General features: G+C 71.8%; 21 protein-coding genes. 11 read left to right on the forward strand and 10 right to left on the reverse strand.

Annotated features, from left to right (window positions below):
• Positions 1-176: 176 nt before the first annotated feature.
• On the reverse strand, positions 177-2,354 hold the full coding sequence (locus JOD66_RS25360; protein ID WP_204839551.1) for a glutamine synthetase III family protein: 2,178 nt from the start codon (positions 2,352-2,354) through the stop codon (positions 177-179).
• Positions 2,355-2,495: 141 nt separating this feature from the next.
• Here JOD66_RS25360 and JOD66_RS25365 point away from each other — a divergent pair, with 141 nt between their 5' ends.
• Positions 2,496-2,891, forward strand: coding sequence for an RDD family protein (locus JOD66_RS25365; protein ID WP_204839552.1), 396 nt, complete (start codon positions 2,496-2,498; stop codon positions 2,889-2,891).
• Between the two features lie 13 nt (positions 2,892-2,904).
• Here the strand turns inward: JOD66_RS25365 and JOD66_RS25370 are convergent, their stop codons facing one another.
• The 5 genes from JOD66_RS25370 to lipB form a co-directional block, all read right to left on the reverse strand.
• Positions 2,905-3,630, reverse strand: coding sequence for a PKD domain-containing protein (locus tag JOD66_RS25370; protein WP_204839553.1), 726 nt, complete (start codon positions 3,628-3,630; stop codon positions 2,905-2,907).
• Complete coding sequence (locus JOD66_RS25375; RefSeq protein WP_204839554.1) at positions 3,627-4,211, reverse strand: DUF6318 family protein; 585 nt, start codon at positions 4,209-4,211, stop codon at positions 3,627-3,629. Before JOD66_RS25375 ends, JOD66_RS25370 begins: the two co-directional genes overlap by 4 nt.
• Positions 4,212-4,318: 107 nt before the next feature.
• The gene (locus tag JOD66_RS25380) at positions 4,319-5,032 is read right to left on the reverse strand and encodes a DUF4191 domain-containing protein (protein WP_204839555.1); all 714 of its coding nucleotides are present in this window, start codon (positions 5,030-5,032) and stop codon (positions 4,319-4,321) included.
• A gap of 17 nt (positions 5,033-5,049) precedes the next feature.
• A complete protein-coding gene (lipA, locus tag JOD66_RS25385) occupies positions 5,050-5,994 on the reverse strand; it encodes a lipoyl synthase (protein ID WP_204839556.1) in 945 nt (314 codons plus the stop codon).
• 51 nt (positions 5,995-6,045) lie between these two features.
• Entirely contained in the window at positions 6,046-6,774 is a 729-nt protein-coding gene (lipB, locus tag JOD66_RS25390) for a lipoyl(octanoyl) transferase LipB (RefSeq protein WP_204839557.1), read from the reverse strand.
• 69 nt (positions 6,775-6,843) lie between these two features.
• Here lipB and JOD66_RS25395 point away from each other — a divergent pair, with 69 nt between their 5' ends.
• Positions 6,844-7,422 carry a hypothetical protein gene (locus JOD66_RS25395; protein WP_204839558.1) on the forward strand — a complete coding sequence of 193 codons (579 nt, stop codon included), beginning with the start codon at positions 6,844-6,846 and terminating at the stop codon, positions 7,420-7,422.
• Here the strand turns inward: JOD66_RS25395 and JOD66_RS25400 are convergent.
• Together JOD66_RS25400 and sucB are read right to left on the reverse strand one after the other, a co-directional pair.
• On the reverse strand, positions 7,356-8,267 hold the full coding sequence (locus tag JOD66_RS25400; protein WP_204839559.1) for a TIGR01777 family oxidoreductase: 912 nt from the start codon (positions 8,265-8,267) through the stop codon (positions 7,356-7,358). The genes JOD66_RS25395 and JOD66_RS25400 overlap by 67 nt on opposite strands.
• 11 nt (positions 8,268-8,278) lie before the next feature.
• Positions 8,279-10,045: a 2-oxoglutarate dehydrogenase, E2 component, dihydrolipoamide succinyltransferase gene (sucB, locus tag JOD66_RS25405; protein WP_204839560.1), complete on the reverse strand. Its 1,767-nt coding sequence runs from the start codon at positions 10,043-10,045 to the stop codon at positions 8,279-8,281.
• Positions 10,046-10,157: 112 nt separating this feature from the next.
• Between sucB and JOD66_RS25410 the strand changes: the two genes are divergently transcribed.
• Positions 10,158-10,517 (forward strand): hypothetical protein, encoded by a 360-nt coding sequence (locus JOD66_RS25410; RefSeq protein ID WP_204839561.1) that lies wholly within the window; start codon positions 10,158-10,160, stop codon positions 10,515-10,517.
• Here the strand turns inward: JOD66_RS25410 and JOD66_RS25415 are convergent.
• The gene (locus tag JOD66_RS25415) at positions 10,462-11,994 is read right to left on the reverse strand and encodes a leucyl aminopeptidase (RefSeq protein ID WP_307823715.1); all 1,533 of its coding nucleotides are present in this window, start codon (positions 11,992-11,994) and stop codon (positions 10,462-10,464) included. The genes JOD66_RS25410 and JOD66_RS25415 overlap by 56 nt on opposite strands.
• Before the next feature lie 56 nt (positions 11,995-12,050).
• On the opposite strand from JOD66_RS25415, the gene gcvT reads away from it, so the two are divergent.
• The 8 genes from gcvT (at position 12,051) to JOD66_RS25455 (ending at position 19,240) form a co-directional block, all read left to right on the forward strand.
• A complete protein-coding gene (gene gcvT, locus JOD66_RS25420) occupies positions 12,051-13,169 on the forward strand; it encodes a glycine cleavage system aminomethyltransferase GcvT (protein WP_204839563.1) in 1,119 nt (372 codons plus the stop codon).
• Positions 13,170-13,171: 2 nt separating this feature from the next.
• Complete coding sequence (locus JOD66_RS25425) at positions 13,172-13,441, forward strand: hypothetical protein (protein WP_204839564.1); 270 nt, start codon at positions 13,172-13,174, stop codon at positions 13,439-13,441.
• Positions 13,438-14,271 carry a PhzF family phenazine biosynthesis protein gene (locus tag JOD66_RS25430; protein ID WP_204839565.1) on the forward strand — a complete coding sequence of 278 codons (834 nt, stop codon included), beginning with the start codon at positions 13,438-13,440 and terminating at the stop codon, positions 14,269-14,271. Before JOD66_RS25425 ends, JOD66_RS25430 begins: the two co-directional genes overlap by 4 nt.
• 15 nt (positions 14,272-14,286) lie before the next feature.
• Complete coding sequence (locus JOD66_RS25435) at positions 14,287-15,096, forward strand: thymidylate synthase (RefSeq protein WP_204839566.1); 810 nt, start codon at positions 14,287-14,289, stop codon at positions 15,094-15,096.
• Positions 15,093-15,614 carry a dihydrofolate reductase gene (locus JOD66_RS25440; RefSeq protein ID WP_204839567.1) on the forward strand — a complete coding sequence of 174 codons (522 nt, stop codon included), beginning with the start codon at positions 15,093-15,095 and terminating at the stop codon, positions 15,612-15,614. The genes JOD66_RS25435 and JOD66_RS25440 overlap by 4 nt, the downstream gene beginning before the upstream one ends.
• A 24-nt stretch (positions 15,615-15,638) precedes the next feature.
• A complete protein-coding gene (locus JOD66_RS25445) occupies positions 15,639-16,577 on the forward strand; it encodes an LLM class F420-dependent oxidoreductase (RefSeq protein ID WP_204839568.1) in 939 nt (312 codons plus the stop codon).
• Positions 16,578-16,667: 90 nt separating this feature from the next.
• On the forward strand, positions 16,668-17,555 hold the full coding sequence (gene dapA, locus JOD66_RS25450) for a 4-hydroxy-tetrahydrodipicolinate synthase (RefSeq protein ID WP_204839569.1): 888 nt from the start codon (positions 16,668-16,670) through the stop codon (positions 17,553-17,555).
• Entirely contained in the window at positions 17,555-19,240 is a 1,686-nt protein-coding gene (locus tag JOD66_RS25455) for a ribonuclease J (RefSeq protein ID WP_204839570.1), read from the forward strand. The genes dapA and JOD66_RS25455 overlap by 1 nt, the downstream gene beginning before the upstream one ends.
• 7 nt (positions 19,241-19,247) lie before the next feature.
• On the opposite strand, the gene JOD66_RS25460 is transcribed toward JOD66_RS25455, so the two are convergent.
• Entirely contained in the window at positions 19,248-19,871 is a 624-nt protein-coding gene (locus JOD66_RS25460; protein ID WP_204839571.1) for a hypothetical protein, read from the reverse strand.
• Positions 19,872-19,879: the final 8 nt, after the last annotated feature.

Consider the following 19,879-nt stretch of genomic DNA (forward strand, 5'->3'; position numbering starts at 1 on the left):
CTGTGGCGATCGGGGCGCTCCGGCACGGCGACGGGCCGGAAACCCTCCCCGGCAACCTACCGAATGACCTGTTGCGGTCGCAGTACCGCATTGTTTCGTCCGTGTTAACAACGTGCGCACGCCGAACTGCCCCGACCCGCTGAGGGGGCCGGGGCAGCTCGGGGGAGCGCCGGGGGTCAGCGGATGAAGAGCATCTCCTGGTACGTCGGCAGCGACCACAGGTCGTCGGCGACGACGGCCTCGAGCGCGTCGGCCGCCTCGCGGACGGCGAGCATCGCGGGCAGCACGGCGTCGCGGTAGTACGCCGCCTCCGCGAGCCCGTGGTGCTCGTCGGCGCCGCCCTGCGCGGCGACGAGCGCCGTGAGGCCGGTGCGCAGCTTCGTCACCAGCTCGGTGACGGCGAGCAGGTCGGTGGTGTCGGCGTCGACGCCGGCCGCCTTGAGGGCGGAGACGTTGGTGGCGAGCTCGGTCTGGTAGCGCACCGCGGCCGGGAGGATCGTCGTACGCGCGATCTCCTCGGTCAGGTTCGCCTCGACGTTGATCGTCATGACGTACTGCTCGACGCCGACCTCGAAGCGGGACTCGAGCTCGGCCTCGCTGAAGACGCCGTACGTCGAGAACAGCTTCTTCGCCTCGGGCGTCTGGTACTCCGGCAGCGCGTCGACCGTCGTGCGCAGGTTCTTCAGGCCCCGCCGCTCGGCCTCGGCGTGCCACTCCTCGGAGTAGCCGTTGCCGTTGAACACGACCGCGCCGTGCTGCTCGACGACCTTCGCGAGCACGGTCTGGACGGCGTCGTTGAACTCGGTGCCGCCCTTGACCGCGGCCTCCAGCTCGGTGGCGAGGTAGTCGAGCGCCTCGGCCATGATCGTGTTGATCACCACCATCGGGGCGGCGACGGTCTGGTTGGAGCCGGCGGCACGGAACTCGAAGCGGTTGCCGGTGAAGGCCATCGGCGAAGTGCGGTTACGGTCGCCGGCGTCCTTGGTGAGGTCGGGCAGCGTGTCGACGCCGACCGAGAGGACGCCCTTCTGCTTCGACGAGGTGGCACCGCCCCCGGCGATCTGCTCGAAGACGTCCTGCAGCTGGTCGCCGAGGAAGATCGAGATGATCGCCGGCGGAGCCTCGTTGGCGCCCAGCCGGTGGTCGTTGCCGGCGCTCGCGATCGAGAGCCGCAGCAGGCCGCCGTACAGGTGCACGGCGCGGATCACGGCGGCGCAGAAGACGAGGAACTGCGCGTTGTCGTGGGGGTTGTCGCCCGGGTTGAGGAAGTTGCCCTGGTTGCCGTTGCCGAACGAGAAGTTGACGTGCTTGCCGGAGCCGTTGACGCCGGCGAACGGCTTCTCGTGGAAGAGGCACTCGAAGCCGTGCGTCTTCGCGATCGACTTGAACGTCGACATGATCAGCTGCTGGTGGTCCGAGGCGAGGTTCGCGCGCTCGAAGACCGGCGCGATCTCGAACTGCCCGGGTGCGACCTCGTTGTGGCGGGTCTTCGCCGGGACGCCGAGCTTGAACAGCGCGCGCTCGGTGTCGTGCATGAAGCCGAGCACCCGCTCCGGGATCGCCCCGAAGTAGTGGTCGTCGAACTCCTGGCCCTTCGGCGGCTTCGCGCCGAACAGGGTGCGGCCCGCGTTGAGCAGGTCGGGGCGCGAGTTGACGAAGGCGGAGTCGACGAGGAAGTACTCCTGCTCGGGGCCGCAGTAGGACACCACGTTGTCGATGTCCTCGTGACCGAAGAGCGCGAGGATCCGCTTGGCCTGCTCCGACATCGCGTTCTGCGAGCGCAGCAGCGGGGTCTTGTGGTCGAGCGCCTCACCGGTCATCGAGACGAAGATCGTCGGGATGCACAGGGTGTTCCCGTTGGGGTTCTCCAGGATGTACGCCGGCGACTGGACGTCCCAGCCGGTGTACCCACGCGCCTCGAAGGTCGCCCGGATGCCGCCGTTGGGGAAGGAGCTCGCGTCGGGCTCACCCTGGACCAGCGTCTTGCCGGAGAACTCCCAGACCGCCGTACCGTCGCCCACGGGCTCCATGAACGAGTCGTGCTTCTCGGCGGTGAGGCCGGTGAGCGGGTAGAAGACGTGCGCGTAGTGCGTCACGCCCTTCTCCATCGCCCAGTCCTTCATCGCCGACGCGACGATGTCGGCCACGGCCGGGTCCAGCTTCTCGCCCTTCTGGATGGTCGCGGCCACCGACTTGAACACCGACTTCGGCAGGCGCTTCTGCATCACCGAGAGGGAGAAGACGTTCTCGCCGAAGATGGCGCCCGTCTTCTCGTCGATGTCGAAGAACGCCGCCGGCGCCTCGTTCGCCTCGATGGTGCGGATCGCGCCCAAGCGGGTCGGGTTCGAAGTCATGTGGAACTCCCAGGTGGTCTCAGCAGGTGCCGCCACACAGGCGACGTACCGGCGACGGTAGGGCGCGCAGATTTCGCAGGGTTGCCCGGATGTTTCGGCCGTGTAACAGGACGGCCGGGGCGGCTTCGCTAGCGTTGGGGCGTGATCGAGAACGCATCCTGGGGTCGCCGGATCCTCGCCCTGCTCGTGGACTGGCTGCTGAGCACCCTGGTCGTGATCGTCATCTTCGGGCTCGACGAGTACTCCAAGCCCGGCTCCTTCGCCTCCGGCGCCGTCCTCATCGTCTTCGTCGTCGAGTCCGGCCTGCTCACCTGGCTCGGCGGCGGCTCCGCGGGCAAGCTGCTCACCGGGCTGTGCGTCGTACCCGCCGACGGGCACCTGCGCCGCCTCAGCCCGATCAAGGCCATCGGCCGCCAGGTCCTGGTCGCCCTCGTCATCCCGCCCCTGGTCTTCCGCCCCGACGGACGCGGCCTGCACGACCTGTTCGCCGGCACCTCGACCGTCACCTTCGCGACCCTGCGCACGCTGACCAAGTAGCGCTTCGTCCGGCTCAGTAGCCGACGAGCTTCGGCTTGGCCTCGATCGCCCGCAGCGCCTGCGCCGCACCGTCGATCGTCACCGTCCCCGGGATCGCCTGCCACGCCCCGCCGCCGACCCTGAACCGACCGGTGTAGGTGGTCGACAGGCTCGGCCCGTAGTCGCCCTTGCGCCGGTAGTCGTGGGTCACCGTCAGGCGGGGGTACGGCGCCCCCGGCTCGGTCGTGCTGGTCGACTCGCCGTCGCCGAAGTGCCAGGTGAAGGTCGTGGGAGTGGCCTCGAGGGTGACGGACTGCTCGAGGAGGGTGACGGTGGTGGTGATCGGGGCGGTGCTGGTTGTGTAGAAGTTGGTCTTGAAGTTGACCAGGGTCAGGCCGTCCGGGGGTTGGATCACGAGGGTGCCGGCGGGGAGGGGGAGTTCGGCGAAGGCTCTCTGGACGTCGGCGGGGGTGAGGGCGGGTGTGTTGTCGCCATCAGCGTTGCAGAACACCGCTACGTCGGCGCCGATGACCGGCGTCTGCCCTGCACATGCTCCCTGGCCGATGACGACGTGCGGGCCGTCGGAATCGTTGCTCGTCGAGGCCTGATGGCCCCCGGGTTGGGGAGTCGCCGACTTTGTCCCGGTGGCGAACAGCCCGCCGGTGCCGGTGCCCGCAGTGACGTCTGGATCGTCATCAGCCACCGCCGGCGCGGAAAGCACAGCAACCAGAAGTGCCGATACTAGGAGGAGCATCTTCATTGCGGCTCCAGTACGTCCATGCGCCAGGCCCCGTCGAGCCAAATCAGGTAACTGAGGTAGTTCGTCGTGGCAGCGGTCATCACCTCGCGGCGCCCGTCACCATGCATGATCGTCTGCTCAGCATTGCGGACCTCAAAGCGTGCTTTGCAGCCATGCAGGGACCTGTCCGCGGCCTCAATCGGCTTGATTCGGGTGATCGTCAACTTGTACTCGCCACCCTCGGCGCGACCGCCGGCGCCGTAGAGGTCCTCGACTGCCGCAATGCCCTTTGTGCACCCGCCGCAGGTCTTGCCCGACGCCTTCCGCAGCGCCTTCACATCCCCCGTGACCTGCGCGTAGTTCACCAGCTCCCAGTAGTACTCGATGAACGCCCGAGCCCCCGCCTCACTCGCCTCCCTGGCGGCATCGGGCAGCGTCGGCTCCACCGGACCAGCGGAAGAAGAAGGGCTAGGAGGATCGATCGTCCCGGTCGGGCTCCACGACGAGGTCGGGTCCACGGGCGCCGGCCCGTCGTCGGTGCACGCACCCGCGAGCAGGAGGACGCCAGCCGCGACCGCGGCACGGATCGTCGTCGTACGCATGGGCCCTCCCGAGAAGCAGCGCGCCCGGACCGGGGACGCGCCGTGACGCTAACCCGATCCGGGCGACGAGCACCACCGGGAGGGTGGCGGGCTGTGGAAAACGCCGATCAGCGGCCGCGCAGGTTGCCGCGCATGCCCTTCATCGAGGTGGGCACGGGGCCGCGGGGGAGCGGGACCTTGGGGCGCTGGGCGTCGAGGGCGCGCAGGCGCTGGCGGAGCTCGGTGATCTCGGCGGGCTTGACCTGGCGGCCGAGCTTCTGGACGTGGCGGACCAGCTTGTCGAGCGGGACCTGGCCGTCCTCCTTGCCGACGAGTACGTCGTGCACGGGGTAGTCGCCGGCGACCCGCTCGTGCTTCTTGTGCTCGCTGGCCATCAGCGCCTTGAGCCGGCCGGGGTTGCCCTCGCCGACGAGCACGATCCCCGGGGGGCCGACGACGCGGTGGACCATGTCCTGCTGCTTGGTGAACCCGACGACCTCCTCGATCACCCAGCCGCGACGCAGCATGGTGAGGGCGCGCGCGGCCGCGCCGGGCTGGCCGTCGAGGCGGGCGAACGCCGCCTTCTGGGCACGCCGACCGAACACGATCATCACGGCGAGCAGGCCGATCAGGAAGGTGCCGATGATGGTGAGCACCAGCTTGAACGTGCCGCTGCCGGGCAGGACCCAGTGGAAGAGCGCGAAGCCGAGCCCGCCGGCCACCAGGAACGCGCCGAGCATCCACCAGCGGATGGCCGGGTCGACGTCCCGGGACATCTTGTAGGTCTCGAGGATCTGCCGGCGGCGGCTCATCGTGGACGGGTCGAGTGGCGTGTTCGACATGGGGTGCTGCGGTCTCCTCAGGCAGTCGCTTCGGCGCGCACGTCACGCGCGGCCATCGCCTGACGATACAGACGTCCGGCCCGGTACGACGAACGCACGAGCGGTCCGGACAGCACGCCGGCGAAGCCGATCTCCTCGGCCTCGGTGGCGAGCTCGACGAACTCCTCGGGCTTGACCCACCGCTCGACGGGGTGATGGCGCACGGAGGGCCGCAGGTATTGCGTGATGGTGACCAGCTCGCAGCCCGCCTGGTGCAGGTCGCGCAGTGCCTGGGAGACCTCGTCGCGGGTCTCGCCCATGCCGAGGATCAGGTTGGACTTGGTGACCAGCCCGAACTCCCGGGCCGCGGTCAACACACCCAAGGAGCGCTCGTAGCGGAACGCGGGGCGGATCCGCTTGAAGATCCGCGGCACGGTCTCGACGTTGTGGGCGAGGACCTCGGGTCGGGACTCGAAGACCTCGGCCAGCAGGTCGGGGTCGCCGTTGAAGTCCGGGATCAGGTTCTCCACCCCGGTCTCGGGGTTGAGGTCGTGGATCGCGCGGACGGTCTCGGCGTACAGCCAGGCGCCGCCGTCGGGCAGGTCGTCGCGGGCGACGCCGGTGATGGTGGCGTATTTCAGGCCCATGGTCTGCACTGACTCCGCTACCCGCCGGGGTTCGTCGCGGTCCAGCGGCTGGGGCTTGCCGGTGTCGATCTGGCAGAAGTCGCAGCGTCGGGTGCACTGGTCGCCACCGATCAGGAAGGTGGCTTCCTTGTCCTCCCAGCACTCGAAGATGTTGGGACAGCCGGCTTCCTGGCACACGGTGTGCAGGCCCTCGGACTTCACCAGCTTGTGCAGCGCGGTGTACTCCGGACCCATCTTCGCGCGGGTCTTGATCCACGATGGCTTGCGCTCGATCGGGGTCTCCGCGTTGCGTACCTCCAGGCGGAGGAGCTTGCGCCCCTCGGGTGTCGCAGTCACCGCTTCAGCCTACTCCGGGGCCGGGAGCCGCCCGCCACCGGTGGAGACGGCTCAGCGCGCGGGGTAGCTCAGCACGGGTACGGCGGTCCTGGCCGGGTCCGGCCGCGGCTCGTAGTCGGGCGTGGGCACGTAGTCCGTCCACGCCAGGTAGGTGGCGAGGTGTCGTCGTACGGACCCGACGACCTCGCGCACCGGTACGTCGCGGCCCAGCTCGGCGCTCAGCGACGTGACGCCCGCGTCGGAGATGCCGCACGGCACGAAGCGGTCGTACCAGCCCAGGTCGACGTCGCAGTTCAGCGAGAAGCCGTGCATCGCGACGCCCTTGCGCACCCGGATCCCGATCGCCGCGATCTTGCGCTCGCCGCCCCTGTCGTCGGCCTTGAGCCAGACGCCCGTACGCCCCGGGATCCGCGCGGTCTCCACGCCGAGCTCGGCGCAGACCGCGATGATCGCCTCCTCGAGGCGGCGGACGTAGTCGACCACCTTCACGTGGTCGGGCAGCCTGACGATGGGGTACCCGACCAGCTGGCCGGGGCCGTGGAAGGTGATCTTGCCGCCGCGGTCGACCTCGATGACCGGTGCGCCACCGGGGTCGGCAGGACGCTCGTGCGCCTCGGTACGACGGCTCGCGGTGAAGACCGGCGGATGCTCGACGAGCAGCACCGTGTCGGTCAGCTCGCCGGCGACGACCTGCGCGTGCAGCTCGCGCTGCAGGTCCCACGCCGTGACGTAGTCGATGAAGTCGGGCCCCAGTCCGTCCTCGCGGAAGATCAGCGTCACGCAGCGAGCCTACTCCGGGCCTGTGGATGAGCTCCGCGATGTGTCGGGGGTTCGGTCCAAGATCGTCCCATGCTGATCTCGGGCCCTCGAGCCGTCCTCCTCGCCACCACCGCGGTCGTGCTCACGGTCGTCGCGGTGGTCGCGGGCCTGGTCCTGCGCGCCCCGTCCCGTACGCCCGACCCCGGCCCGCGCGCGAGCGCCGCCGAGCGGCCCGTGGTGGGCTCGCTGGCGGTCCTCCGCGACTGGGACCGCGCGCGGGCGCGGGCCTGGGCGGACGGCGACCTCGCCGGGCTCCGGGCGCTCTACGTCCGGGGCTCGCCCGCGGGCTCGCGCGACGTGGCGATGCTCCGGGCCTGGCTGCGCCGTGGCCTGCGCGTCGAGGACATGGCGATGCAGGTCCTCGGGATCGAGCTGCGCCGCCGCACCGACCGGCGGATCGTGCTCGTCGTGACCGATCGGCTCACCGGCGCCGTCGGCGTCCGATCAGGCACCGGCGAGCGGCTGGTGCTGCCCCGCGACGGACCGTCGACCCGCAGGCTGGTGTTCGTGCGGCCCGGCGACTCCTGGCTGCTCGCGTCCGCTCAGGACGCGGCTCCGCGCAGTCCCGTGGCCAGCACCGACCCCACGTCCGGGTCGGCGAAGTCGTAGCCGAGGCCGAGGAGCGCTGCCGGCCGGAGGTTGAGTGAGCCGAGCACCTCGTCGGCCATCGGTCCGGCCGCCAGCCGGATAGCCGGCGCGGGTGCCGGCAGCACCGCTGGCCGCCGGACCAGTCGCGCCAGCGTGCGGGTGAACTCGGCGTTGGTCGGCGTGACCGGTGCGCACAGGTTGACCGGCCCCGACGCCGTCGGGTGCTCGACGAGAAACGCGGCCGCACCCACCCAGTCGCGCAACGAGATGAGGGGGTAGTACTGACGACCGTTGCCCAGGCGACCGCCGAGGCCGGCGAGGAACTGGAGTCGCTGCTGGCGCAGCGGCGGGTTGGCGCGGTCCTGCACCGGCGCCGTGCGCAGGAGTACGACGCGCGCCCCGGCCGCGGCCGCCGGCCGGGTGGCCGCCTCCCACTCGCGGGCGACCCGGGTGAGCAGGGCATGGCCGCGGGTGTCGGATGCCTCGGTCAGCTCGACGGACCCGTGGTCGCCGTACCAGCTGACGCCGGAGGCGTTCACGAGCGCCGGCGGCTCCGGGGCGGCGGCGATGGTGGCCGCGAGCAGACCGGTGGTGGCCCGGCGGCTGGCCAGGACGTCGTGCGCCCACTTCTTGGAGTGGACGTTGCCGACCAGCGGGGAGCCGGCCAGGTTGACGACCACGTCGGCGGCCTGGACCAGGCCGGTGTCGACGGTGCCGGCCTGCGGGTCCCAACGGGACTCGGCCGGCGCGCGGCCGGGAGCCGGGTCACGGCGTACCAGGCAGGTCACGTCGTGGCCCCGGCCGCGCAGCTCGGTGACGAGCTGGCGGCCGAGGAAGCCGGAGGAGCCGGCGACCACGACGTGCACGGCGGACTCGCTCAGACCTCGAACTGACCGGACTCGAGGCGCTTCTTGAGGTCGCGCAGGAAGCGGCCGGCGTCGGCGCCGTCGACCACCCGGTGGTCGTAGGTGAGCGCGAAGTAGACCATGTGGCGCACCGCGATGGTCTCACCGAGGTCCTCGTCGTCGATCACCACGGGACGCTTCACCACCGCACCCGGACCGAGGATGGCGACCTGCGGCTGGTTGATGATGGGGGTGTCCCACAGCGCGCCGAAGCTGCCGAGGTTGGTGATGGTGAAGGTGCCGCCGGAGAGCTCGTCAGGACCGATCTTGTTGGTCCGGGTGCGCTCGGCGACGTCGGCGATCTTCTTCGCCAGGCCGGAGATCGACAGGTCGCCCGCGTCCTTGACGACCGGGGTCAGCAGGCCCTTGTCGGTGTCGACGGCGAACGCGACGTTCTCGCGGTCGTAGTAGGTGATCTCGCCCTTCTCCAGGTCGAGGTTGGCGTTGAGCGCCGGGTGCTGCTTCAGCGTGTCGATCGCCGCCTTGGTGAAGAACGGCAGGTACGTCAGCTTCACGCCCTCGCGCGACTGGAACTCCGCCTTAACGCTCTCGCGCAGCCGGGCGATGTTGGTGACGTCGACCTCCACCACCTGGGTGAGCTGGGCGGAGACGTGCAGCGACTCGACCATCCGCTCGGCGATGATCTTGCGCAGCCGGCTGACCTTGACCGTCTGGCCACGCAGCGGCGACGGCGTGGCGGGCGCGGCGCCCGAGGCGGCGGGGGCAGCGGCGGCGGGCGCGGCGGCCGCGGCCGGCGCCTTCGACGCGGCGGCGTCGAGGACGTCCTGCTTGCGGATCCGGCCACCGACACCGGAGCCGGTGACCTGGGCGAGGTCGACGCCGTGCTGGGCGGCGAGCTTGCGGACCAGCGGGGTCACGTAGCCGGGGCCCTCGCCTCCGTCGGCCGCGGGGGCCGGGGCCGCCGGGGCCGGCGCAGCGGGGGCCGGGGCAGCGGGCGCCGCCTCAGGTGCGGGAGCAGCGGGCGCCGGCTCGGCCGGGGCGGCCGGCTCGGCCGGGGCCTCAGCGGCCGGGGCGGGCTCGGCGGGCGCCGGAGCGGCCGGAGCAGCGGCCGGAGCAGCGGCCGGAGCACCCGACCCGATGATGGCGAGCTCGGCGCCGACCTCGACGGTCTCGTCCTCGGCGGCCTTGATCTCGAGCAGCGTGCCGGCGACGGGCGAGGGGATCTCGGTGTCGACCTTGTCGGTGGAGACCTCGAGCAGCGGCTCGTCGACGGCGACGGCGTCGCCGACCTGCTTGAGCCAGCGGGTGACGGTGCCCTCGGTGACCGACTCGCCCAGGGCGGGCAGGGTGACGGCGGTGCCCTCGGCGGAGCCCGACGCGGCGGGCTCGGGCGCGGCAGCGGCGGCCGGGGTCTCGGGGGCGGCCGGGGTCGGGGGAGCCTCGGCGGCGGCGGGCTCGGCGGCGGCGGGCTCGGCGGCCGGCTCAGCCGGGGCGGCCTGCTCCTCGGCAGCGGGAGCGGGGGCGGCGGCGGGCGCCTCGCCGGCCTCGCCGACGACGGCCAGCACGGCGCCGACCTCGACCGTGTCGTCCTCGTTCGCCCGGATCTCGACCAGCGTGCCGGCGACGGGGGACGGGATCTCCGTGTCCACCTTGTCGGTGCTGACCTCGAGCAGCGGCTCGTCGATCGCGATCTGGTCGCCGACCTGCTTGAGCCAGCGAGTGACGGTGCCTTCGGTGACGGACTCACCGAGCGCGGGGAGAGTGACTTCGGTCGCCATGGGTCTCATCCTTGCACCACGGAGAAGCCAAGTCGCAACGGCCCACCCACGGTTCGGGCAAACTGGGACCATGGGTTTGTTCGACCGGTTCCGCGGGCGCTCGAAGGTACGAATGAGTAACCCCGCGCGTGACGCCGCCCGCACGGGCTCCACGCGGGTGCGCGCCGCCGACCGCGCCGACGAGGAGCACCTGCGCACCTGGGTCCAGGAGCGGCGTGGTGTCGAGGGCTTCGTCGAGCCGCGGACGGCCGTGAGCGAGGTGACGCTGCTGCTCGTGGCCCACGACGGCGAGTGGACCCGGCGCCGGGTGCCGTCGGTCAACTGGGCCCACGACTTCTGCAACCGCCACCAGGTGCCGTCGTACGACGCCGCGGTGGTCGGCATCCCGCAGCGGATGCGCGACTACAACTCCCGGGTCAGGCAGGCACAGAAGCAGCGGGAGCAGCAGCGCCGGCAGTCGCCCGAGTCCTGAGGTACTCCACCAGGGTCGCCACGCCGTAGCCGGTGGCGCCCGGGACGAGGTGCCCCGACGGACCGCCCTTGACGAAGGTCGGTCCGGCGATGTCGAGGTGCGCCCAGGGCAGCCCGCCGGTGAACTCGCGCAGGAAGGCGGCCGCGAACAGGCCGCCGCCCCAGCGGATGCCGTCGTACTGGGCGAGGTCGGCGACGGTCGAGCTGTGGATCCGCTCGTCCATGAACTCGGGGATCGGCATCGGCCAGCCGTCCTCGCCGGCCGCGGAGCCCGCGGCGAGGACGGCGGCGACCACGTCGTCGTCGCCCATGACGCCGGCCATCTTCTCGCCGAGCGCCATCACCATGTGCCCGGTGAGCGTGGCGATGTCGAGGATGGTGTCGGGCGCGGCCTCGACCGCGCGGCCGAGGGCGTCGGCGAGCACCAGCCGGCCCTCGGCGTCGGTGTTGGTGACCTCGACGGTGGTGCCGTCGTAGGTGGTCAGCACGTCGCCGGGACGCATCGAGGAGGCGCCGACCATGTTCTCGGCGAGGGCGGCGTACGCCGAGATCCGCACCGGAAGGCCGAGGCGGGCGGCGGCGAGGGTGGCCTGGACGACGGCCGCGGCGCCGGCCATGTCCTCCTTCATGGTGGCCATGCTGGCGGCGGGCTTGATCCACAGGCCACCGGAGTCGAAGGTGATCCCCTTGCCGACCAGGGCGATGTGGGCGACGGCGTCCTTGGGGGCGTAGCCGAGCTCGACCAGGCGCGGGGGCGCGTCCGAGCCGGCGCCGACGCCGAGCAGCCCGCCGCAGCCGAGCTCGGCGAGGCGGACCTCGTCGAGCACGTCCACCTTGAGCCGGGCGGCGCCCTTGGGAAGTCCCTTGTTGGTGGCCTTCACCGCGTCCGCGATCGCGTCGGCGAAGGCCGGCGGGGTCAGGTCGCCGGGCGGCGTGTTTACCCAGTCGCGGGCGGCGAGCACGGCGTCGACGAGGACCTGGGCCGGCTCGACGGCCGCCACGACCTCGGTACGACGGGCGGCCGGCGTCAGCACGACGACCTCGGCCGGCGTGGTCGGGGTGGCGGGCTTGCTCTTGTAGGCCGTGAAGGCGTAGCCGCCCAGCCGGTAGCCCTCGATCACGGCGCGCACCAGCTCCGGCGTGTCGGCGGGCAGGGCGAGGGCGACCGAGGCCGCGTTGGTGACGGCGCGGGCGGCGTTGCCGGCGGCCCGGCGGACGCCGTCGGGGTCGGGGGAGGCGCCGAGCCCGACGAGCACGAGGAGCGGCGAGGCGATGGTGCCGCCGGTCGGCACCTTGGCGACCTCGCCCGGCGCGCCCTTGACGCCGACGGTGGCCAGCAGGCCGGCGAGCTTGCGTCCGTAGGCGGCGGCCACGTCCTCGGCGCCGGGCGCCAGCTTCCCGTCGGGCAGCACCCCGACGACCACCGCTTCGGCGCGGGTCTTGGCGGGGCTGGCCGTGCGGAGGGCGAAGGTCGTCACGCGTCGCAGAATAGCCACGCTCCCGCCGGGGAGCCGCATGCCATAGATTCCGGATCATGGCCGACGCGACCTCCTCGTCCCCGCTGACCAGCCCGCTCCACGACCGGCACGAGGCGCTGGGCGCCAAGTTCTCGGAGTTCGGGGGCTGGCTGATGCCGTTGGAGTACCCCACCGGCGTGGTGAAGGAGCACACCGCGGTCCGCGACGGCGTCGGCATCTTCGACGTGAGCCACCTCGGCAAGCTCGTGGTGCGCGGACCCGGCGCGGTCGACTTCCTCAACGCCACGCTGACCAACGACCTGCGCCGGATCGGCCCCGGCCGGGCCCAGTACAGCCTGGTCGTCGACGACGCGACCGGCGGGATCGTCGACGACGTGTTCACCTACTACCGCGACGACGACCACGTGCTGGTCGTCCCGAACGCCGCCAACAACGACGAGGTGCGCCGCCGGCTGGTCGCGGCCGCGCCGGAGGGCGTCGAGGTGCTCGACCACCACCGCGACTACGTCGTGCTGGCGGTCCAGGGCACCAGGTCCGACGAGGTGGTCGCGGGCGTCGGCCTGCCCGTCGGCCACGACTACCTGACCTTCGTCGAGGCGCCCTTCGAGGGCGCCGAGGTCGTGGTGTGCCGCACCGGCTACACGGGGGAGCGCGGCTACGAGCTGATCGCGCCGTCCGAGGTGGCGCCGGCGCTCTGGGACGCGCTGATGCGGGCCGGCGAGCCGTACGGCCTGGTGCCGGCCGGGCTCGGCGCCCGCGACACGCTGCGCACCGAGATGGGCTACCCGCTGCACGGCCAGGACATCTCGCCGGACATCACCCCCAACGAGGCCCGGCTGGGCTGGGCGGTCGGCTGGAAGAAGCCCGCGTTCTGGGGCCGGGACCGGCTGCTCGCCGAGCGCGAGGAGGGCCCGCGCCGCAAGCTGGTCGGCCTGGTCTCCACCGGTCGCGCGATCCCGCGGCCCCACATGAGCGTGCGCCTGCTGCGTGACGTCCCTCTGGGCGAGGTCACCTCCGGCACCTTCTCGCCGACGATGAAGAAGGGCATCGCGCTGGCCCTGGTCTCGACGGTGGTCGACGACGGCGCCGAGGTGATGGTCGACGTACGCGGCCGGCCCGAGGTCTTCCAGATCACCAAGCCGCCGTTCGTACAGCCCTCCGTGCGAGAGTCGTGACCATGAGCCTTCCCGAGCAGCCCGCGCCGTACCGCCCCTCCGCCCCGGCCGAGAACCCCTGGCACTGGCGCCTCGAGGACGCCTCCGGCGCCGAGGTGACGCTGACCGGTGACGCCGCAACGGAGTACGCCGAGGTCGCCTTCCCCAACCAGGGCGACGCCGAGTCGTGGATCGGGGAGACCTGGTCGGCGCTCGCGGACCTGGGCGTCACCCAGGTGACCCTGTTCGAGGTGGACCGCGAGGTCTATGGACCCATGTCGCTGTCGGCATGAGCACCCGCGACTTCCGCCAGGTCGACGTCTTCACGACCGAGGCGCTGCTCGGCAACCCGCTCGCGGTCGTCCACGGCGCCGACGGGCTCAGCGACGACCGGATGCGGGCGATCGCCCGCTGGACGAACCTGAGCGAGACCAGCTTCCTGCTGGCGCCGACGGACCCGGCGGCCGACTACCGGCTGCGGATCTTCACGCCCGCCGCGGAGCTGCCGTTCGCCGGCCATCCGACCCTCGGCTCCGCGCACGCCTGGCTCGAGGCCGACGGCGTGCCCGCGGGGGAGCGGGTCGTGCAGCAGTGCGGCGTCGGCCTGGTCGAGCTGCGCCGCGCCGAGGGCCGGCTGGCTTTCGCGGCGCCGCCGCTGACCCAGGCGCCCGTCACCGACGCCGAGATCGCGACGGTGGCCCGCGCGCTCCGGATCGCCCCCGACGACGTCGTCGAGGCGCGCCGGCTGGTCAACGGCCCGCACTTCGTCGGCGTCCGGCTCCGCGACGCGGCGGCGGTGCTCGCCCTGCAGCCCGACTGGTCGGCCTTCGAGGGACTCGAGGTCGGCGTCGTCGGCCTCCACGAGCCGGGCGGCGAGAGCGCGCTGGAGGTGCGGGTGTTCGGTCCCGACCTCGGCTTCACCGAGGACCCCGTGACCGGCAGCTTCAACGCCGCCGCCGCGCAGTGGCTGACCGGTGCCGGCACCCTGCCGCCGTCGTACGTCGCCGCGCAGGGCACCGCCATCGGCCGCCGGGGCCGGATCCATGTCGACACCGACGCCGACGGCACGATCTGGGTCGGCGGCGACACCCGGACGACCGTGCACGGGACGCTGTCCCTGTGACCGTAGGCTGAAGGCGTGCGCGCGTACCTCGACCTCGTCCAACGCATTCTCGACGAGGGCACCGAGAAGGGGGACCGCACCGGCACCGGCACGCTCAGCGTCTTCGGCCACCAGATGCGCTTCGACCTCAGCGCGGGCTTCCCGCTGGTGACGACGAAGAAGATCCACACCCGCTCGGTGTTCGGCGAGCTGCTCTGGTTCCTGCGCGGCGACACCAACGTGCGCTGGCTGCAGGAGCGCGGCATCACGATCTGGGACGAGTGGGCCGACGAGAACGGCGACCTCGGCCCCGTCTACGGCGCCCAGTGGCGCTCGTGGCCCACCCCCGACGGCGGCCACATCGACCAGCTCGCCCAGGTGATCGACCAGATCCGGGCCAACCCCGACAGCCGGCGCCACATCGTCTCCGCGTGGAACCCGAGCCAGGTCGACGACATGGCGCTGCCGCCGTGCCACAGCCTGTTCCAGTTCTATGTGGGTCGTGGGGCCGACGGCCGGCCGGCCTTGAGCTGCCAGCTCTACCAGCGCTCGGCGGACGTCTTCCTCGGCGTGCCGTTCAACATCGCGTCGTACGCGCTGCTCACCCACATGGTCGCCCAGGTGGCGGGCCTCGGCGTCGGCGACTTCGTGCACACCCTGGGCGACGCGCACCTCTACGCCAACCACCTCGAGCAGGCCCGGCTCCAGCTCACCCGCGAGCCGCGGCCGCTGCCGACGCTCGTGCTCAACCCGGCGGTCACCGAGATCGACGCCTTCGAGCTGGAGGACATCGCCGTCGAGGGCTACGACCCGCACCCCGCGATCAAGGCGCCGATCGCCGTATGAGCACTCCTGCCGGACGGCGGGTCACGATGGTGGCCGCCGTCGCCCAGAACGGCGTGATCGGCGCCGACGCGGACATCCCGTGGAAGATCTCCGAGGACTTCCAGCACTTCAAGGCCACCACGACGGGCCACGTGCTGATCCTGGGCCGCACCACCCACGAGGGCATCGGCCGGCCGCTGCCCGGCCGGACCACCGTCGTGCTCACCCGCGACCCCGACTACGCCGCCGAGGGGGTCGAGGTCGCGCACTCGATCACCGACGCGCTCGCCCTGGCCGACCGGCTGCTCGCCGGCCAGCCCGAGGACCGGCAGGTGATGATCGGCGGGGGAGCGGCGGTCTACGCCGCCGCGATGCCGTACGCCGATGAGCAGATCCTCTCCGAGATCCCGCTCGCTCCCGAGGGCGACACCCACTACCCGGAGTTCGGCGAGAAGCGCTGGCGCGAGGTCCGGCGCGAGCCGCGCGAGGGCTTCACCATCGTGTGGTGGGAGCGCTCGTTCGCCTGTGGCGGCTCCTGACCACGCGGCTGGCAGGGTAGGGGCATGGAGCTCCGTGTCTTCACCGAACCGCAGCAGGGCGCGACGTACGACGACCTGCTGGCCGTCGCCCAGGAGGCCGAGCGCCTCGGCTTCGGCGCCTTCTTCCGCAGCGACCACTACCTGCACATGAGCGGCGACGGGCTGCCCGGCTCGACGGACGCCTGGACCACGCTCGCCGGCCTGGCCCGCGACACCAGCACGATTCGCCTCGGCACGCTGATGACCAGCGCGACCTTCCGGCACCCGGGCGTGCTGGCCATCCAGGTGGCCCAGGTCGACCAGATGAGCGGCGGGCGGATCGAGCTCGGCCTCGGGGCGGGCTGGTTCACCCAGGAGCACACGGCCTACGGCATCCCGTTCCCCGACACCCGAGAGCGCTTCGAGCGGTACGCCGAGCAGCTCGCGCTGGTCACCGGGCTGTGGACCACGCCGGTCGGCGAGCTGTTCGACTTCGACGGCGCGCACTACCAGCTGAAGGACAGCCCGGCGCTGCCCAAGCCGGTGCAGACCAGCGGGCACCGTGGCGGCGTCCCGCTGCTCGTCGGCGGGCTCGGCAAGAGGCAGACGCCCGCGCTCGCCGCGGCGTACGCCGACGAGTTCAACCTGCCGTTCGTCGACGAGGAGACCACCGCCGCGCAGTTCGGCCGGGTCCGCGCGGCCGCGGAGGAGATCGGCCGCGACCCCGAGACGATCACCTGGTCCAACGCGCTGGTCCTCTGCGTCGGCCAGGACGAGGCCGAGGTCGCGCGCCGGGCGGCCGCGATCGGCCGCGAGGTCGACGAGCTGCGCGCCAACGGGCTGGCGGGCACCCCCGACGAGGTGGTCGCCAAGATCAAGCGCTACGAGGCGCTCGGCGCCCAGCGGATCTACCTGCAGACCCTCGACCTGGGCGACCTCGACCACCTGCGGCTGGTCGCGGCGGAGGTCATGCCGCACGTGTGACCCACATGTGACCCAGGTGTGACGCACGTCCGAGCCACGTCGACGGCGGCGATGTGAGGGTGACGCGGTCCGGGGCGATAGCCTGGCCCCATGACTTCTGCACCCTTCGGCACCCTGCTGACCGCCATGGTCACGCCGTTCCACGAGGACGGCTCGGTCGACCTGGACGGGGTGCAGAAGGTCGCCAAGCACCTGGTCGACAACGGCAACGACGGCATCGTCGTGTCCGGCACCACCGGCGAGTCGCCGACCACCACCGGCGCCGAGGACGGCGAGACGCTGGCCGCGGTCAAGGACGCGGTCGGTGACCGGGCCAAGGTGGTCGCCGGGGTCGGCACCAACGACACCCGCCACTCCGTCGAGCTCGCCAAGCAGGCCGAGAAGGTCGGCGCCGACGGGCTGCTCCTCGTGACGCCCTACTACAACAAGCCGAGCCAGCCCGGCGTGCTCCAGCACTTCCGCCAGGTCGTCGAGGCGGCCGCGGTTCCCGTCATGCTCTACGACGTCCCCGGCCGCACCGGCACCAAGATCGCCCTGGAGACTTACGCCGCCGCCAAGGAGTGGGAGACGGTCGTCGCGGTCAAGGACGCCACCGGTGACCTGTCCCGCACCGCCCAGCTGGTCGACCTCGGCTACGCCGTCTACTCCGGCGACGACGTCAACACCCTCGGCTACCTCGCCTACGGCGCGACCGGCCTGGTCTCGGTCGTCGGCCACGTCGCCGGCACCCACCTCCGCTCGATGATCGAGGCCTTCCTCGCGGGTGACCACGCCGAGGCGCTGCGGATCCACACCGGCCTGGTCCCCGCCTTCGAGGCGATCATGGGCGTGGCCAACTACGGCGCCACGACCGCCAAGGCGGCGCTGGAGCTGGCCGGGGTGCTCGACAACCGGTCGGTCCGACCTCCGCTGATGGCGCTCGACGACGCGGAGGTCGCCGACCTGCGCGCGGGTCTGGCGGCGGCGGGCCTGATCTGATGAGCCACCCGCACCCCGAGCTGTCCGCCCCGCCGAAGCTCCCGAAGGGCGGCCTGCGGGTCATCCCGCTGGGCGGTCTCGGCGAGGTCGGCCGCAACATGACCGTCTTCGAGTACGACGGCCGGCTGCTCATCGTCGACTGCGGCGTGCTCTTCCCCGACGACCACCACCCGGGCGTCGACCTGATCCTCCCCGACTTCGCCGCGATCCGCGACCGGCTCGACAAGGTCGAGGCGCTGGTGCTCACCCACGGGCACGAGGACCACATCGGCGCGACGCCGTACCTCCTGCGCGAGCGCCAGGACATCCCGCTCGTCGGCTCCCAGCTCACCCTCGCGCTGCTCAACGGCAAGCTGCGCGAGCACCGGCTGCGGCAGACCACCTTCCACACGGTCAAGGAGGGCGACCGGATCTCCTTCGGTCCCTTCGACCTCGAGTTCGTGGCGGTCAACCACTCCATCCCCGACGCGCTCGCGGTCGCGATCCGCACCGGCGCCGGCATGGTGCTCCACACCGGCGACTTCAAGATGGACCAGCTCCCGCTCGACGGCCGGATCACCGACCTGCGCGCGTTCGCCCGGCTGGGTGAGGAGGGAGTCGACCTCTTCCTCACCGACTCCACCAACGCCGAGGTGCCCGGGTTCACCACCGCCGAGCGCAAGATCACCCCGGTCCTGGAGCAGGCGTTCGCGGAGTCGAAGCAGCGGATCATCGTCGCCTGCTTCGCCTCCCACGTGCACCGCGTCCAGCAGGTCCTCGACGCCGCGGTCAAGCACAACCGCAAGGTCGCCTACGTCGGCCGCTCGATGGTGCGCAACATGGCGATCGCCCGCGACCTCGGCTACCTCCACGTCCCGCCGGGCGTGATGGTCGAGGCCAAGGAGCTGGCCGAGCTCGCCCCCGAGCGGCAGGTGCTCATCTCCACCGGGTCACAGGGCGAGCCGCTGAGCGCGCTGGCCCGGATCGCGCAGCGCAGCCACAACTTCGTGCACCTCGAGGAGGGCGACACCGTCGTCCTCGCCTCGAGCCTCATCCCCGGCAACGAGAACGCCGTCTACCGGGTGATCAACGGCCTGGCCCGGCTCGGCGCCCACGTCGTCCACAAGGGCAACGCCCTGGTCCACGTCAGCGGCCACGCGAGTGCCGGCGAGCTGCTCTACTGCTACAACATCGTCAAGCCGCGCAACGTGCTGCCGGTCCACGGCGAGGTGCGCCACATGCTCGCCAACGGCGACCTGGCCAAGCAGACCGGCGTCGAGAACGTCGTGTACGCCGAGGACGGGGTCGTCGTCGACCTGGTCGACGGCGTCGCGTCCGTGGTCGGCAAGGTCGAGTGCGGCTACGTCTTCGTCGACGGCCAGTCCGTCGGCGACGTCACCGAGTCCGAGCTGAAGGACCGCCGGATCCTCGGCGAGGAGGGCTTCATCTCGGTGATCGTGGTCGTCGACTCGGTCGCCGGCAAGGTGTCCGCCGGGCCCGAGATCCATGCCCGCGGCCATGCCTGGGCCGACTCCGACTTCGAGTCCATCAAGCAGCCGATCATCGACGCCGTGAACCGCTCGCTCAGCGAGGGCAGCACCGACACCTACCAGTTGCAGCAGACCGTGCGCCGCACCATCGGCCGCTGGGTCAGCGGCACCCACAAGCGCCGCCCGATGATCATCCCGGTGGTGGTCGAGGCCTGAGCCGGGCTCAGCCCATCTTGCGGACCGCGACCCGCGAGATCTGCGCGACCTTGCGGGCGGGCACCGTCGTCGGCTGCATGATCCGGGTGAGCAGTACCCGGCGGCCCTTGCGGACGACCACCGTCGTGGTCTCCTTCGGGCCGCTCGTGAAGTACTCGACCGTGCGGAACGCGACCCGCTGGTCGCCGAGCCGCGGCAGCTTCGCCCGTCGTACCGTCGCGTTCAGGCCCGCCCAGTGCTGGGCGCAGGCGGTGACGTAGGTCTTGGCGCTGCGCAGGATCGCCTTGGCCTGCGCCCGGCTGGCGAACTCGACCAGGTAGGTGTTGAAGGTCCGCTTCTGGACCGTGAGGCCGTAGCCCGTGCCGTACTCGCGCCCGGACGTCCCCTGGGCCTCGGCCCACGTCGAGCACGCCTCCGGGTTCGGGTAGCGCAGCACCTTGTCGCGGATCACGATGGTGCCGAGGTAGTCGTCGTTGCGGAACTGGGGGAACACCCGCACGATGTCGGCCCGGCTGACCACGTCGTGGTTGCGGACCGCCGCCTGGGCGCCGGGCGTGCTCGCGGCGAGCAGCGCGGTCAGGGTCGCGACGACGATGCCGACGCGGGTGGTCAGGGTGCGGGTGCGGCGCATTCCCCGAG

The organism is Nocardioides nitrophenolicus (assembly GCF_016907515.1).
Classification (GTDB): domain Bacteria; phylum Actinomycetota; class Actinomycetes; order Propionibacteriales; family Nocardioidaceae; genus Nocardioides; species Nocardioides nitrophenolicus.